The organism is Thermoflexus sp. (assembly GCF_042408815.1).
Taxonomy (GTDB): domain Bacteria; phylum Chloroflexota; class Anaerolineae; order Thermoflexales; family Thermoflexaceae; genus Thermoflexus.
Map to the genome: position 1 here is coordinate 1 of NZ_JBHOQR010000003.1, position 16,523 is coordinate 16,523.

A 16,523-nucleotide genomic window follows, 5' to 3' on the forward strand; every position below is an offset into this window, starting at 1 on the left:
GGGTTGGGGACCAGGGTGTAGGCGAGGTCCCGGGCCAAGGCCTCATACACGCAGGGGGGATGGAGGCGATAAACGGGTTTGGGCAGCTGGATCGGCTGGCCGGTGTTCGGGTCCCGCAGATCCAGCTGGAGGGGCACCAGGGTCCAGACCCGGGGATCCTCGGGGCAGAGGGGGGCGGGGGTGGCGGTGGGACGGGAAGCCACCGCCGTCCCCGTGGCGAAGATCGCCGTTCGGGTCGGCGGGGGCAGGGTGGGCGCCACGACCTGGGGGGTAGGAGTAGCCGGCGGGAAAGCGGTCGTGGGAGCCGGCTGGGTAGGGGTGAGGTGGGCGGGCGCAGGCGATCCCGCCGGCTTCCCCTGGCAGGCGAAGAGAAGAGCGGCCATGGGGAGCAAAATCCATCGTGATAATTCGAAACGGCCCATGGGGAGCCTCCTGTAAGGATCGTGGGATTGGAGCATATGGCCTCATGAAGATGATAGACGGTGGGAGGGGGTGATCTCTTCCGGTGGCTCTGGTGTTCGATGAGAGATCTAGGGAAGGAGCGCGGGAGAACGAGACGGGAGGCGTGGAGATATCGGGGCTGGGTGATCAGGCGGGTGGGGAAGGACACGTCTTCCCGGCACGGGGGAAAGCCATCCGGAGGCCATGACTCCCCGGAGGGGCGGCGTGTCGCGGGCGAGGACAGGGCTCCAATTTGTGTTTCAGCCTCGCTCTGGCGCAGAGGGGAAACCCATGTCGCTGCTTTTACTTTTCCTCGCGGTAAAGGCGCTCCCGGAGAGCCATGATCTCGCGGCGCAGGCGTTCGTTGTGCTCCAGCTCGCTCTGCACCTTCTCGATGCCGTAGAGCACTGTGGTGTGGTCGCGGCCCCCAAAGGCCTCGCCGATTTGAGGCAGAGAAGCCCCGGTCTCCTCCCGGGCCAGATACATGGCGACCTGGCGTGGATGCACCAGCTCCTTGTTCCGCCGCGGCCCGCGCAGGGCCTCCGCGGGAACCCCATAGAAATCGGCCACCACCTGGATGATCTGATCGATGGAGATCGATTTGCGCCGGGGCAGCAGATCGGCCAGGGCGCTGGTGGCTATCTCCATCGTCAGCGGAAGGCCCATTAGCTGGGCGTAGGCCACCACGCGGTTCAGCGCCCCCTCCAGCTCCCGGATGTTGCTCTGGATCTGTCGGGCGATGAACTCCATCACGTCGTCGGGCACCGGGATCGCCAGCCCCTCGGCTTTCGCCCGCAGGATCGCGATGCGGGTCTCCAGATCAGGAGGCTGGATGTCAGCGATCAGCCCCCACTCGAACCGCGAGCGAAGCCGCTCCTCCAGGGTTACCAGGGCGCGGGGCGGGCGGTCGCTGGAGATCACCAGCTGCTTGCCGTTGCTGTGCAGCGTGTTGAACGTATGGAAGAACTCCTCTTGGGTGCTCTCCTTGCCGGCAATGAACTGGATGTCGTCGATCAGCAGTACGTCAATGGAGCGATATTTGTCCCGAAACTGCTCGGTCGTCTGGGCCCGGATGGCGTTGATCAGATCGTTGGTGAATTCCTCTGAGGAGACGTAGAGGACGCGCAGGCCTTTGCGCAGGCAGACATGGCCGATCGCGTGCAGGAGGTGGGTTTTGCCCAGCCCGACGCCTCCATAAATGAACAGCGGGTTGTAGGTCTGAGCGGGCCGCTCCGCCACCGCCAGCGCCGCCGCATGGGCCAGCCGGTTACTGGGCCCCACCACGAAGGTCTCAAAGGTGTAGCGGGGGTTCAGACGCTGGGCCCACGGCGAGGCGGCGCCCGCATCTTCCTCGCCCGGATTGGTGGCCGAGGGCCGCATCTGGCCGTTCTCATATACCACGAAATGCACGGCCACCGGCCGCCCTATTACTCCGGTCAGCGTGCGGGCGATTACCGTCCGCAGCCGGTGTTCCAGCCAGTCCCGCGCATAGGCGCTGCGGACCCCGATGACGAAGGTATCCCCCTGCACCGAGACCACCTGACTTCCCTTCACCCATGTCTCGAACGTGGGCTTGGGGATCTGCCACTGGAGCTCGTTCAGGACGGTTTGCCAGATTTCACTGGGATGGATGTCCGTCATCCTTCCGTTCTCCCATAGTCCCGTGGATTCGCCCATCCTAACCGGTATGGGTGGCGTGGGATGGATTGGGCAAAGCGCTGATCGCGCTGCGCATCTTGGGTGGGCACTCACGAGGGAGATGGAATGGATCCCTGGCTGAAATCTCAAGACGATCGGGAACACACAGGCAGAGAGCTTGAACGTTCTGGTCCCCAGGGAGGCCCTTTCCTTAGATTTTTCTCGCTCGATGAGGCCCGCCCCCCGTCATTTCTTGGGCTTCGTCCCGGGCGAAGCGCCAGGGCCTCCGGATCCGGGGACATGCCCTTTTGATTTTATCCGGGACCAATCTCTCCAGCAATCCATGGCGTGCTCCTTTAACCTGGCGGTTTTCCCCAAGGTTTTCCACAGCTTTGTTTGGGGAATCCCCGATCTTTAGGCGTTTATCCCCACAACCGTATCGGTTGAACCCTTGTTCTCCCCATCGTTTTCCACAACGGCTGGGATGGCCTTGGCGTGTCCTATCCTTGGGGCGGTTTCCCCTCTCTTCGGGATGGGAAGGGCTGTGGGGAAAGCATCCATGGCAAGATCGGGGACACTGGAGGCGTCGAGGAAGCCGACCGCCTCTTCTTCGACCCTCCGCTATAATCGGTGAGGGGTATCCCCTCGAGGTGGATCGCGATTTCATGGCGGGAGGAGGACGTGAAGCGATTGATGATCGCTGGCGGGGCCGGCTTCATCGGCTCCAATTTCGTGCGCTGGACGCTGGAGACGTATCCTGAGGCCTATGTGCTGGTGTATGATAAGTTGACCTACGCAGGGAACCTGGACAACCTGAAGGATGTAGCGGAGCGATTCCGCGGCCGCTACGCCTTCGTCCGCGGCGACATCTGCGATGCCCAGGCGGTGCATGAAGCCATCCGGGCCCATCGCATCGAGGCCATTGTGAACTTCGCCGCCGAATCCCACGTGGATCGCTCGTTGATGGAGCCGGGGAGCTTCGTCCAGACGGACGTCTATGGGACTTATGTGCTGTTGGAAGCGGCCCGGATCTTCGGGCTGCGTTATCACCAAGTCTCTACCGATGAGGTTTATGGCGAGGTCCTGGAGGGCGCCTCCAAGGAGCAGGATCCCCTGATGCCCCGCAGCCCCTATTCGGCCAGCAAGGCGGGGGCGGATCTCCTCTGCATCGCTTATCACGTGAGCTTTGGGGTCCTGGTGACCATCACACGGGGCTCCAACAACATCGGCCCTTATCAGTATCCGGAGAAGTTCGTTCCCTTGTGTATCACCAATGCCATCGACAATGAGCCTCTGCCGATCTATGGCGATGGCCAGCAGATGCGGGACTATCAATACGTCCTGGATCACTGTGAGGGCATCGATCTGGTCCTGCGGAAGGGGCAGCCGGGGGAGATCTACAACCTGGGAACGGGGATCTCGACGCCGAATCTGGAGGTGGCGAAGAAGATCCTGGATCTATTGGGGAAGCCCTATTCGCTGATCCGGCTGGTGCCGGACCGGCCGGGGCACGACCGACGGTATGCGCTGGATATTTCGAAGATCATGGCCCTGGGGTGGCGGAGTCGGCATACCCTGGACGAGGCGCTGGAGAAGACGGTGCGGTGGTATGTGGAGAACGAATGGTGGTGGCGGAAGATCAAGTCCGGGGAATACCAGGAATACTACCGGCGCCAGTATGCTGAGCGGCTGGCTCGAAGCCGCCCCGCTTTCTCGCCGTGAGCGCTCCGCTTCCGGGCGTCCTCTTTAGCGTTCTGGGCATCCCGGATCTCGGAAAGCCCTTCCCTCAGCCAGGATCCGAAGGCCCATGACGCCACTGGGCTCCCATGAGGGGGGCGAGATGATCCCTCCCCTCAGGCCTTCTCGAGGAAACCGGAGAGGCACTCCGGATGGCGGCCCGTCACTCCGGCTCCACGATCATCCGGATGGCCATGGTCCGCTCGATGCCCCGCCAGAGGAGCAGGATCTCCTCATGAACATGACCCCGAACCCGAACGGTCCGGCGTTCTTTCACCCGAGCCACCCCCAGCCGGATGAGATCCTCCGGATCCACCGGGATCATCGCAGTGGCGATCCGTGCCCCCTGGGCGGAGAAAGTCCCGGAGAGGGCGATCGCCATCGGGGGGCGTTCCTCTTCATAGGCGCGCCAGAACCCCGAATCCCGCCCGATCCAGCACAGCACATCCGGTGTCTCCAGGGCCCGCCGCTTCCAGTCCACCAGCCCCACCATATCTGGGAAGCCGGTGGCCAGATACCCTGCCAGCCGCCGTTCGTCCACCCGCTCTGGGAGCGAGCGGTTCCACCGGCCGTTTTCCTCCGCGAAGAGCAGGCGCATTCGGGATCGCAGATCCGGCAGGTAGATGTTCGCCGCCTCATCCAGGACACGATCGGCGAAGCCCTGGGCCCGGGCTTCTTCGGCCGCCGCGGAGGCGTCCTGCTCATAGCGCTGCATGTAACGGATCAGCGCGGCCATTGCGGCGTTCAGATCCCCCTGGCGGTTGGGCGGTGGCCCATAGCCTGGCAGTCGCCACGGACGGCCGACGGCGAGCAGGGAGACCGCGGCGATCAGGCTGTCCAGGATTTCCCCGGATTCCCCGGCCGCCTGGGCGGTGAGCAGGGGGACCGCCAGACGGGCCGGGAGGCCCAGCTCCAAAATCTGATAGCCTCGCGGGGTGATCCGCCCCCGGTGATCCAGCGCCTCCAGCCGTCGGAGCAGCCGGGTGGCCTCTTCGACCGCCTCCCGGGAGGGTGGGTCGGGGAGAGGGAGTTCCCGCACGGAAAGCCCCAGGGCCGCGCCGACCAGGACGATCCGTTCCGGCGAGGAGCGCAGGGTCTCCGGCGGTCGTGCGACCTCCCGCAGCTCCTCCATCCGAAAGCACCGGATGCAGATCCCCGGTGCTGTCCGCCCGGCGCGCCCCGCCCGCTGAGCGGCCTCCGCCTGGGAGATCGGCACCACCGGCAGCCGGACAAACCCGCGGGTGTCAGCCTCGCTCCGGCGCACCAGCCCCAGGTCCAGCACCAGCCCGGCGTTCATGGTCAGGGAAACCCCGGCCAGCTCCGTGCTAACGAAGAGGCGCGTCTCGCTGCGATCGGCCGCTTTCTCCACCACCGCCTCCTGCTCGCTGACGGCCATGGCCCCATACAGGGGGATCACCTCGTTGCGGAACTCCGATCGCAGCGCCTCCACCGTGGCTTCGATCTCCCGGACGCCGGGCATGAAGATCAGGGCGTGAAGGGGAATCCCCAGATGGGCGATCCGGATCTCATCCCCCCGGACCTCCACCTCGGTGCCCTGGAATTTGAGATGCCGGTAGCGCCGCAGGGTTTTCAGGACCACCTGAGCGGGCTGGTCGACCCGGATGGGGAAGCGGACTGGCCACTCAATGATCCGGATGGGATACTGGGGGGCAGGGAGCTCGATCTCGATGATCTCATATCCGAACCGCCGCGCGAGGCGGGCGATTCGTTCTTCCACCTGCTCCAGGGTGGCGGACATCACGGCGAAGGGACAGCCTTCTTTCAGGATCAGGGCGAAGGCCAGGTCTCCCTCCATCTGGCGAAGGTGGATTTCATCGACGACAGGGAAGATCCCGGAGAGGCCTTGACTCAGGAGATACTGGATCAGGATGCCGGTGGTGACATAGGCCACGTGCACATCCAGCATCCCATAAGGAAGGGTATGGCTGCCGCGCACGGCGTATCCTACACGCCCCCGCAGGATCAGCTGGCGCCCTCCAGCGAACGCATACACATCCGGGTGCAAATCTGGCGGCAGCTCATATACCCCGTCCCGGGTCCGTTGATTCACATACCAGGCCAGGGAGATGGCGGCCGCTCGGGTGGGGACAGCCACCATGGCGGGTTTATCCGCCCATGCCGCCAGCAGGAAGGGCACCACCGTGGATTTCCCCGAACCCGGTGGCCCTTTCACCAGATACATCGTCGGCGTGGAGGATTTCGGGCCGCGTTCCATATTGCCCTTTCTGGCTCTGCGTGAGAACGGATGCTATCCCGCTTGGATTTAGAGGCTGTCCCTGCGCGTCGGGGGCAACCCCTGGAGGATCGCTTCGGAACGGTCAATGCTGCGCACATTTTTCAAGGGAATTTTACTCCCCCAGGGAGCGGGACTTCATGAGGGTCTGGATCCCCAACGGGTCATCGCAGGGAAGGGAAGCGGGCACACCGGCTACGAGCGCGCGAGGTCGATTCGGCGCAGCCACGTCTGAAACGCACGCCACGCCTCAACACCCGTTTTGTGGCCGCCCGCGTATTCCACACAGGTCGTTTCGGCCCCTGAGAAATGGAACTGCTGGCACAGTTGACGGGCACGTTCCACCGGGACCAGGGGGTCATCGAGGCCATGGGCGACGAAAACGGGAAGGCCGGATAGAGCGGGAGACCATGGGAGGCGGGGGGATTCCGGAAGGAACCCGCTGAATACCGCCAGGCCCGCGATTCGTTCCGGCGCCCGCAGCGCGAGCAGAGCGGCCATCGCCCCGCCCTGGCTGAAACCCACCAGCAGCCATCGCCGGGGTTCGATGGGGAAGCGATGGGGGAGCTCATCGAGGAGCAGGATCAGCTGGGCCAGGCTCCAGGACAGGGCCCCGGGATCGGGCTTCCCCTCAGCGAGGGACGGATACCATGCATAGCCGCCCTGAGGGAGAGGATAGGGCGCGCGCGGACGAACCAGCCACCATCCGGGGCCGAAGGCGGTCTCGAAGATCGCCATCGATCCCTCATCGCCGCCCCAACCGTGCAGCAGCAAGGCGGCAGGGGCTTTCCCCTCCAGGGGCCCTGCATCGGATCGGCGGATCCGATAGATCAGGGTCACCGATCAAATCCCTCCTCTCGGTGGACGAGATAGGAGGAGCGGGGCGCCTGGGGCGCCCCGCTCGCCGCCCATGGGCCTGTATTCGGGGGGTCGGGATCTCCCTTCCTCGATGAGGCAACCCGTGGTCTCTCACGCGGCCCGGGCCCGGACGGGTTCCTCAGCCCGCTCGAAGACCAGCCGGCCATCCCGCAGATCCACCCGGATGATGTCGCCTTCGTGGAACGTCCCCTTGAGGATTTCCATGGCCAGCGGGTCTGCCAGCTCGCGCTGGATGGCCCGCTTCAGCGGCCGGGCGCCATAAACGGGATCGTAGCCCACCGTGGCCAGATACTGCTTCGCGTCTTCGGTGACCTCCAGCCCCATGCGCCGCTCGGCGAGCATCGCCCGCAGCCGCCGCAGCTGGATGTCCACGATCTGCCGTAGGTGCTCCATCGTCAGCGGGTGGAAGATCACGATCTCATCGATCCGGTTCAGGAACTCGGGCCGGAAATGTTGGTCCAGGGCACTGAGGACCAGCTGGCGCATCTTGCGCTCGTCCTGCCCTGCCAACTCCTTGATCCACTGGCTGCCGATGTTGCTGGTCATGATAATGAGGGTGTTCTTGAAGTCCACCGTGCGGCCCTTGCCATCGGTCAACCGACCCTCATCGAAGACCTGCAGCAGCACGTTGAAGACCTCGGGGTGGGCCTTCTCGATCTCGTCGAAGAGCACCACCGTGTAGGGCCGGCGCCGCACCGCCTCGGTGAGGTGGCCGCCCTCTTCGTAGCCCACGTAGCCAGGCGGCGCCCCGATGAGGCGGCTGACGGTGTGCTTCTCCTGGTATTCGCTCATGTCGATGCGGACCATGGCCCGCTCGTCGTTAAAGAGGGCCTCCGCCAGGGCCTTGGCCAGCTCGGTCTTGCCTACGCCTGTTGGTCCCAGGAAAAGGAAGACTCCGATGGGCCGGTTGGGATCCTTCAAGCCGGCGCGGGCCCGCCGCACGGCGTTGGCCACCGCCCGCACGGCCTCGTCCTGCCCGACGACTCGCTCATGGAGCCGCTCCTCCAGGTGCAGGAGCTTCTCGGTCTCCCCTTCCATCAGGCGGACCACTGGGATGCCGGTCCAGGCGGCCACCACCCGGGCCACGTCCTCGGCGTCCACTTCTTCCTTCAACAGCCGCTTGCCGCGGCTGAGGGCGTTGAGCTCCTCCTCCGCTGCCCGGAGCTGGCGCTCCAGGTCCGGGAGCACCCCATAGCGCAGGCGGGCCGCCTCCTCGTAATCCAGGCGGCGCTCGGCCATTTCGATCTGATGCTGGGTCTGCTGGATCTGCTCCTTGATCTGGCGGACCTTCTGGATGACGGCCTTTTCCCGTTCCCACTGGATGCGGAGGGCATCCGCCTGCTCGCGCAGTTCAGCGATCTCCCGTTCGATCGCCGCCAGGCGCTCCCGGCTGGCCTCGTCCCGTTCCTTCTTCAGAGCCTCCCGCTCGATCTCCAGTTGCAGGATGCGGCGGTCCAGCTCGTCCAGCTCCGTCGGCTTAGAGTCCATCTCCATGCGCAGGCGAGCCGCCGCCTCGTCGATCAGATCGATGGCCTTGTCCGGCAGCCGGCGGTCCGGGATGTAGCGATGGCTCAGGGTGGCGGCGGCGATCACCGCGGCGTCGGTGATCCGCACCCCGTGATGGACCTCATAGCGCTCCTTGAGCCCGCGCAGGATGCTGATGGTCTCCTCCACGGACGGCTCATCCACATAGACGGGCTGGAAGCGGCGTTCCAAGGCTGGATCCTTCTCAATATACTGGCGATACTCGTCCAGGGTGGTGGCGCCGATGCAATGGAGCTCGCCCCGGGCCAGCATCGGCTTAAGGATGTTGGCGGCGTCCATGGGAGCCCCTTCCGCCCGCCCGGCGCCCACCACGGTATGGATCTCATCGATGAACAGGATGATCTCCCCCTCGGCGTCGGTGACCTCCTTCAGGACAGCCTTCAAGCGTTCCTCGAACTCGCCCCGGTATTTGGCCCCGGCCACCAGCGCCCCCAGGTCCAGCTGCACAATGCGCTTGTTCTTCAGGCCCTCAGGGACATCGCCGCGGACGATGCGCTGGGCCAGACCCTCGACGATGGCCGTCTTGCCCACACCGGCGTCGCCCACCAGCACCGGGTTGTTCTTGGTGCGCCGGGAGAGGATCTGGATCACTCGGCGGATCTCCTCATCACGCCCGATAACCGGGTCCAGTTTCCCCGCCCGGGCCAGGGCGGTCAGATCCCGGCCGTATTTCTCCAAGGCCTGATAGGTGGCCTCCGGCGTGGGGGACGTCACCCGATGGGCGCCGCGGACCGCGGCCAGGGCGCGCATGATGGCATCGCGGCTCAAGCCCCGTCGCCGCAGCGCCGCCCCGGCGGCGCCGTCGACCCGGTCGGCCATCGCCAGGAGCAGATGCTCCGTGCTGACATACTCATCCCGCATGGCCTGGGCTTCCCGCTCCGCTTGACGGAGGGTTTCCGCCGCGGCGCGGGAAAGGCCTACCTCGCCGGCCCCATACACCTTGGGGCGGCCGGCCAGATAGCGCTCCAGCTCCTCCATGAGCTCCTGGGGATCGGCCCCAGCTCGACGCACCACCTGTGGCACCACGCCGTCGGTCTGGCGCAGCAGCGACAGGAGCAGGTGCTCGTTCTCAATGGCCGGGTGCCGGTATTCTTCGGCGAGCCGCTGGGCTTCCAGCAGGGCTTCCTGGGCTTTCTCTGTAAACCGATTCAGGTTCATGCTCTATCCTCCATCTCGCTTTGGCGATCCAGTCCCAATGTATCCCGAAGGCGTCAGAGAGAGGTTAGAAATGGATTAATGATCCGTATGCGCCGGGCCTCGCGCGTTTCAAAGGGGTGGGATGACCCGGGCTTCCTACCCCGCCTTTTATTCTTTGAGTCGTAGGGAGCTTCGATCTCCCTCTGGAAGCGCAGACGGATGGTTGTTCATGAACAGAGCGGGTCGATCTGTGGATCCCCCCCACCTCTCCGGGCTCCGATGTGCTACAATCCCCATAGGCTCTTCCGCCCTCGCGCCTCGGGTTGTGAAGCGCTGCAAGGCAGAGAGGAGCCCCAGATTGCCTTGGAACCTCAGATCCAGCGCCTGGGGGTGGATATGGAGATCACGCTGACCATCAACGGGGAGCAACGGACGTTTTCCATCGCCCCATCCACGCGCCTCCTGGATCTGCTCCGCCGCGCGGGATACTATGGGGTCAAGCACGGCTGCGATGACGGTTCCTGCGGCATGTGCACCGTCCTCCTGGATGGCACTCCGATCCTCGCCTGCGTCATGCTAGCGGCGAAGGCCGATGGCCGTTCGATCCTCACTATCGAGGGCGTGGGACGGACGCCGGAGCTGGGCTGGCGGCGGACGGAGGGCTTGCATCCGATCCAGGAAGCTTTCATCGAAATGGGCGCCATCCAGTGTGGCTTCTGCACCCCAGCCCTGGTGCTGGCGGCGAAGGCTCTCCTGGATCGCAACCCCAACCCCACCGAGGCGGAGGTCCGCGAGGCCTTCAGCGGGATCCTCTGCCGGTGCACTGGCTACCTGAAGCCGGTGCAGGCGGTGCTGCGGGCGGCCGCCCGTATGCGCGGGGAGCCCGTTCCCCCCATTGAGGAGGAAGCGCAACGCCTGATCATCCCGTCGGAAGGGCCGCTTCCGCTGGGCGAGGGGTTTCCCGTCGGAGAGATCTCCCCGCCGGAGTCGGAGGGCGGGCCGGGCCTCCAGACCCGAACCCGCACCATCGTCCTGCCGACCATTGTGCTTCCCCAACGGATCCCGGAGACCCGTGTGGTGGGCAAGCCGGAGAAGAAAGTCGACGCCCTGCGGCTGGTTCAGGGGAAGCCGGCCTTCACCGATGACTTCGAGCTGCGGGGCATGCTCTACGCCAAAGTGCTCAAAAGCCCCGTCCCCCACGCCCGAATCAAACGCATCGATGTGAGCAAGGCCCGGGCCCTGCCAGGGGTAGTCGCCATCCTCACCTATCAGGATCTACCACGGGTGGTCTATTCGACGGCCGGCCAGTCCGATCCTATCCCCGGGCCGCTGGACACGTTCTCTCTGGATTCCAAGGTGCGCTTCGTGGGCGATCGCGTAGCCTTCGTGGCCGCGGAGACCCTGGAGATCGCCGAGAAGGCCCTGGAGCTCATCGAGGTCGAATATGAAGAGCTCCCGGCGATCCTGGATCCCCGGGAGGCGATGAAGCCGGGGGCACCGATCATTCACGATGAGCCGGAGTATGTGCCCTTCGACGGCTCGGATCCCTCCCGCAACTTGGCCGCTCAGATCCATATCGAGATCGGGGAGGTGGACAAGGGCTTTGAGGAGGCCGATTACATCTTCGAAGGGGAATACCTCGTCCCCAAGGTCCAGCAATGCAGCCTGGAAACCCATGTGGTGATCACCTACTGGGACGAAGATGACCGCCTGGTGATCCGCACCTCCACCCAGGTCCCCTTCCACGTGCGGCGGATCCTGGCCCCGGTCCTGCGGCTCCCCCCTAAGCGGATCCGGGTGATCAAGCCGCGGATCGGCGGCGGCTTCGGCGGCAAGCAGGAGGTCTTGATCGAAGACATCGCCGCGCACCTGACCATCGCCACCGGGCGGCCGGTGCGTCTGGAGTGGACGCGGGAGGAGGAATTCACGGCCGCCCGTTCCCGGCATCCCATGCGCATCCGACTGCGCACCGGCGTCAAGCGAGACGGGACCATCGTGGCGAACGAAATGGATGTGCTCTCGGACACGGGGGCCTACGGCAGCCACGCGCTCACTGTGGCTGGCAACACTGGCCATAAGGCCATGGCGCTGTATCCGGCGTGGGACGAGAAGGGGGAGCCGCGCATCCGCTTCCACGCTGACGTGGTCTACACGAACACCCCACCCTCCGGCGCCTTCCGGGGCTACGGCGTCCCCCAGGGCTTCTTCGCCGTCGAGGTCCACATGGAGCGCATCGCCCGGGCGCTCGGGTTAGATCCGCTGGAGTTCCGCCTGAAGAACGCCCTGAAGGCGGGGCAGGAACATCCCTTCAGCCGGGCCTGGAGCGAGGGCCGGGAGCCGCGCCCCGAGATCATCCACACGTGTGGGCTGCCGGAGTGTGTGCGCTATGGCGCGGCCTACGTGGGCTGGCATGAGAAATTCGGGAATCCGGACTGGCATCGGGTGCCCGGGCAACCCCATCTGCGCCGGGGGATCGGCGTCGCCTGCGTGATGCAGGGGACGGCGATCCCCTACTTGGATATGGGGGCGGCCAGTCTCAAAATGAACGACGACGGCTCCTTCAACCTGCTCATCGGCGCTACGGATCTCGGCACGGGATCCGACACGGTGATCGCCCAGATGGTCGCGGAGGTGCTGGGGTGCGCGGTGGAAGACATCATTGTCTATTCCTCGGACACCGATTTTACCCCCTTCGATAAGGGCGCGTATGCGTCTTCCACTACATACATCTCTGGCGCGGCAGCGGTGAAGGCCGCCGAGCAGGTGGCGGAGCAGATCAAGGAGGTGGCGGCGGCCCTGCTGAGCGAGCGCGGGGCCCCGGTTTCCCCCGCCGACCTGCGCCTGGCTGACCGACAGGTCTGGGCGCCGGATGGCCGGAGGGTGACCCTGGAGGAAGTGGCCCTCTCCTCCCTGCATCATCGGGATCAGCGCCAGATCATGGCGGTGGCGTCTTATGTCTCTCCGGTTTCGCCGCCGCCCTTCGCTGCCCAGTTCGCGGAGGTGACGGTGGATATCGAAACCGGCGAGGTGTGGGTGGACCGTCTGGTGATGGCCGTGGATGCGGGGCGCATCGTCAACCCGCTGACGGCCTCCGGGCAAGTGGAGGGAGGGATGATCCAGGCGCTGGGCTATGCGGTCTCGGAGGAGATGGTTTTCGATGAGCGGGGACGCGTGGCCAATCCGCGTTTCGGTCCTTATAAGATCTTCCAGGCCCACGAGGTGCCGGAACTCGGGGTGATCTTCATCGAAACCGTCGAGCCCACCCATCCCTTCGGCATCAAGGCCGTGGCTGAGATCCCGATGGACGGCGTGGCGCCCGCCGTGGTTAACGCCATCTACGACGCAGTCGGCGTGTGGGTCACCCAGATCCCGGCCACCCCCGAGCGGGTCTGGCGGGCCCTCCGGGCCGCCAGGAAGGACAGCGCTCCAGGGGAGTTGGGATAAGCTCGGTCCACGCCGATCCCCTGCCTCTCAGGTCCTCCGGGCCCGGAGGCATCGGCCGCCGGGCGGAGGCCTGGACTTTTATCATGACATTGGGAAGCCTTCATCGCCGGTTTGAACGCTGAGCTGCGGGAGGACACGCCCATGGAGACCCATGGGAGCGGGGAGGAGCTTCAGGCGCGGACGGCGGCCCGTTCCGCCACACGGGTTCTCCTGTTGATGTCCGATACAGGCGGCGGCCACCGCAGCGTTTCGGAGGCCCTGGCCGAGGGCTTGCGGGCCCTTTATGGGGACGCGGTGGAGCCCCGCATCGTGGATGCTTTTATTCAATATGCTCCTTTCCCGTTGAATCGCTCCCCGGCTCTCTATCCCTACATGGTCAAGCCGGCCATCGTGCCCTTCTATGCCCGGGCCTGGCATTTCGCCAACCATCCCCGTCGGGCCCGGCAGCTGGTCTATCTCTTCTGGCCGTGGGTGCGTCAGCGCATCGCCAAACTGTTCGCCGAAAATCCTGCCGATGTGATCGTCTCCGTCCATCCCCTCTTCAACGACGTCACCCTGCGCTACTGGATGAAAGCCCCACGCCGTGTTCCCTTCGTCATCGTCATCTGCGACATCGGCTCCATCCATGCCCTCTGGTGCGCGAACGCGGATCTGGTCATCGCCCCTCACGAAGGCGCGCGCCATCGGGCTATTGCCTGCGGAGTGCCCCCGGAGCGAGTGGTAGTGACCGGTTTCCCGATCCGGCTGCGCTTCCGGGAGGTGCGGGGCCGGCCGAAAGCCTTCTGGCGGGAACGGCTGGGCTGGCGGCCGGATCTCCCCACGGTGCTGGTGATGGGTGGGGGGGAGGGCATGGGGAAGGTCTTCGAGAACGCCTGGGCAGCGGCCGAAGCCGGGCTGCCGCTCCAGATGGCGGTGGTGGCCGGGCGGAACGAACGGCTGCGGCGCCGTCTGGAGGCCGTCGAGTGGCCGGTCCCTACGTATGTCTATGGCTTCGTGCGCACCATCCCGGAGATGATGGCGGCGGCCGATGTCATCGTCACCAAGGCTGGGCCCAACACGATTGCGGAGGCGCTGGCGATGGGCCGCCCGATGATCCTTACCCATTACCTGCCCGGCCAGGAGGAGGGCAATGTGGATTACGTGGTGAACGGCGGTGCGGGCGTGTATGCCCCGGAGCCGGAGCAGGTCCGGGAGGTCGTTCGGGAATGGTTGAGCCAACCGGATCTTCTGGAAACCTTCGCCACGCGGGCGGCTGCCATGGGATACCCCGATGCGGCCCTGGATGCCGCCCGATGGATTTGGGAGATCGCCCGGAGGGGAGTCGCCGGATCGGAGGCATAGCCGGTAGGGTTGAGCAGGGGTGGGAGGGTTCCACGAATCCCCCATGAGCCTTTAGACGGGAGCGTGAGCGGTAGAGGCGGAGGAGGGGGGAACCGGGGAGAAAGGAGGGTAGGGCGCTCTTACTGTGACGTGACCCGTTTGCAGGGGAGGGCGACGGTAAGGGCAGGGCATGCCGCGCTCTTCCATGCAGCCCGGGGGAAATGACGGTGGGCTCCGTTTTGCTGATCACCGGACGGCCTGGCGTGGGCAAGACGACTCTGATCCGTCAGGTGGCTGAAGCCCTCGGCGACCGGGCCGGCGGATTTTACACCGAGGAGATCCGGGGCCCGCAGGGTCGCTTGGGCTTCCGGCTTGTTACCCTGGACGGGCGAGCGGCTCCCTTCGCCCACGTGGACTGGGTCGGGCGGGTTCCCTATCGAGTCGGGCGATACGGGGTAGATGTGGAGGTGCTGGACCGTCTGGGTGTGGCCGCGATCCGCGAGGCCCTGGCGGGCAAGGAGGTGGTTCTGGTGGATGAGATCGGGAAGATGGAGCTGTTCAGCCGCGCCTTCCGCGAGGCCCTGGAAGCGGTCGTCGCCAGCCCCCGCCCGCTGATCGCCACCATCCTTCGTAGCCCCCACCCCTGGGCCGACGCCTTCAAACGCCGCCCCGGCGTGGAGCTCTGGGAGCTCATCCCCGCCCAACGGGAAGCGCTCCTGGCCCGGACGCTCCTGTGGATTCAGCGGGTGCGATCGTCCGCATAAGAAGGCGCGGAAAGCGGAAGGGGATCGCACTACCTCCGGATCGCCTCCTCCAGCACGTCCATCCCTCGCCGCACCAGCTCCCGATCCGCCTGGGCGCCCATGTGGCCGATGCGGAACACCTTTCCGGCCAGCGGGCCCAGGCTTCCACCGACCGCCATCCCCCGCTCCCGCAGCCGGCGATCCAGCTCCGGCCAGGGCAGATCCTTCGGGACGTAGACCGCGGTGACGGTGGGGGAAGACCATTCCTCCCGACGAGGGAAGAGGCGAAGCCCCATGGCCCTCAAGCGCTCTCGGCAGTAGGCGGCCACCTCCGCGTGGCGGCGGAAAACGTTCTCCAGGCCTTCTTCCAGCACCCGCCGGCATGCAACATTCAGGGCCGCCAGCGCGGGCCAGGACGGCGTGTAGGGGAACCAGCGGTCCTCCAGGGCAGTGCGGAAGGGCCCCAGGGCGTCGTAGCCCGCATAGTCCACCTCCCGCACGATCTCCCACGCCCGCTCGCTCACCGTCACGATCCCCAGATCCGGCAACGCCGAGAGGCACTTCTGGGTGCCCACCAGACACAGATCAATGCGCCAGTCGTCCACCCGCAGGGGGACCCCGGCGGCGCTGGAGACCGCGTCGACGTAGAAGAGGGGGACATCATAGTGGGCAACCAGGGCGCCGACCTCGGCCACCGGGTTCAGGGTGCCCGAAGGCGTCTCACAATGCACCATGGTGACCATCTTCGGGCGGACCCGACGGATGGCTGCTTCCACCCGCTCCGGATCTGCCGCCTCGTCATAGTCGAATCCCACCACCTCGACCTCGGCACCGATGCGGCGGGCCATGTCGGCGATGCCGTAGCCGAAGACCCCCGTGGCCACTGCCACCACTCGATCCCCGGGGCGCAGCGTGCTCTTCAGAGCTCCCCAGAGCCCTACCATGGCCTCCCCGGTCATGAGGACAACGGTGTTCCGGGTCCTCAGGATCGTCCGAAGCATCTCCTGGGTCTCCGCATAGAGCGCATAATATTCCGGCTCCAGATCCGCGGAACCGTAATCCTCCTGATAGGCTGCCCGGATCTCGGGTGGCACGGTCGTCGGCCCCGGGACGAGGGGGATGGCATAGGTGCGCATGGAGACGCCTCTATACCCTTACTGGCTTTCAATCACGATGCGCTGGATCCTCTCCCCGATCTGGCGAAGCGAAAATTCACGAACCGCTTTCCCTGCCGGTTGATTCCAGAAGGCATCTCCGAAAGCAAAACGCCGCAGCCCTCCGGCTGCGGCGTGGTGGGCGAGGAGGGACTCGAACCCCCGACCTCACGGATGTGAGCCGTGCGCTCTGACCACCTGAGCTACTCGCCCTTTACTTGGCATTATAGC

9 protein-coding genes, 1 tRNA gene and 1 pseudogene are annotated in these 16,523 nt (G+C 65.5%); 4 read left to right on the plus strand and 7 right to left on the minus strand.

Features of this window, described 5'->3' with window-relative positions:
• Positions 1 to 422: pseudogene (locus tag ACFMO3_RS01865) on the minus strand (hypothetical protein); the annotation flags it as partial.
• Positions 423 to 744: 322 nt separating this feature from the next.
• Entirely contained in the window at positions 745 to 2,073 is a 1,329-nt protein-coding gene (gene dnaA, locus ACFMO3_RS01870) for a chromosomal replication initiator protein DnaA (protein ID WP_376788926.1), read from the minus strand.
• 687 nt (positions 2,074 to 2,760) lie between these two features.
• Between dnaA and rfbB the strand changes: the two genes are divergently transcribed.
• Complete coding sequence (gene rfbB / locus ACFMO3_RS01875; RefSeq protein ID WP_376788737.1) at positions 2,761 to 3,801, plus strand: dTDP-glucose 4,6-dehydratase; 1,041 nt, start codon at positions 2,761 to 2,763, stop codon at positions 3,799 to 3,801.
• Between the two features lie 178 nt (positions 3,802 to 3,979).
• Here rfbB and ACFMO3_RS01880 read toward each other — a convergent pair whose 3' ends face one another.
• From ACFMO3_RS01880 to clpB, 3 genes are all read right to left on the minus strand, one after another.
• Positions 3,980 to 6,052: a helicase-related protein gene (locus ACFMO3_RS01880; RefSeq protein ID WP_376788738.1), complete on the minus strand. Its 2,073-nt coding sequence runs from the start codon at positions 6,050 to 6,052 to the stop codon at positions 3,980 to 3,982.
• 213 nt (positions 6,053 to 6,265) lie between these two features.
• Complete coding sequence (locus ACFMO3_RS01885) at positions 6,266 to 6,910, minus strand: alpha/beta hydrolase (RefSeq protein WP_376788739.1); 645 nt, start codon at positions 6,908 to 6,910, stop codon at positions 6,266 to 6,268.
• A 129-nt stretch (positions 6,911 to 7,039) separates the two neighbouring features.
• Positions 7,040 to 9,652 carry an ATP-dependent chaperone ClpB gene (gene clpB, locus ACFMO3_RS01890; RefSeq protein ID WP_376788740.1) on the minus strand — a complete coding sequence of 871 codons (2,613 nt, stop codon included), beginning with the start codon at positions 9,650 to 9,652 and terminating at the stop codon, positions 7,040 to 7,042.
• A 342-nt stretch (positions 9,653 to 9,994) separates the two neighbouring features.
• On the opposite strand from clpB, the gene ACFMO3_RS01895 reads away from it, so the two are divergent.
• From ACFMO3_RS01895 to ACFMO3_RS01905, 3 genes are all read left to right on the plus strand, one after another.
• On the plus strand, positions 9,995 to 13,075 hold the full coding sequence (locus ACFMO3_RS01895) for a molybdopterin-dependent oxidoreductase (protein WP_376788741.1): 3,081 nt from the start codon (positions 9,995 to 9,997) through the stop codon (positions 13,073 to 13,075).
• Positions 13,076 to 13,216: 141 nt separating this feature from the next.
• A complete protein-coding gene (locus ACFMO3_RS01900) occupies positions 13,217 to 14,416 on the plus strand; it encodes a glycosyltransferase (RefSeq protein ID WP_376788742.1) in 1,200 nt (399 codons plus the stop codon).
• Between the two features lie 206 nt (positions 14,417 to 14,622).
• Entirely contained in the window at positions 14,623 to 15,159 is a 537-nt protein-coding gene (locus tag ACFMO3_RS01905) for an NTPase (protein ID WP_376788743.1), read from the plus strand.
• 29 nt (positions 15,160 to 15,188) lie between these two features.
• Here the strand turns inward: ACFMO3_RS01905 and ACFMO3_RS01910 are convergent, their stop codons facing one another.
• The gene (locus ACFMO3_RS01910; RefSeq protein WP_376788744.1) at positions 15,189 to 16,274 is read right to left on the minus strand and encodes a pyridoxal-phosphate-dependent aminotransferase family protein; all 1,086 of its coding nucleotides are present in this window, start codon (positions 16,272 to 16,274) and stop codon (positions 15,189 to 15,191) included.
• Positions 16,275 to 16,428: 154 nt separating this feature from the next.
• Positions 16,429 to 16,505: transfer RNA gene (locus ACFMO3_RS01915), tRNA-Val, on the minus strand.
• Positions 16,506 to 16,523 lie beyond the last annotated feature (18 nt).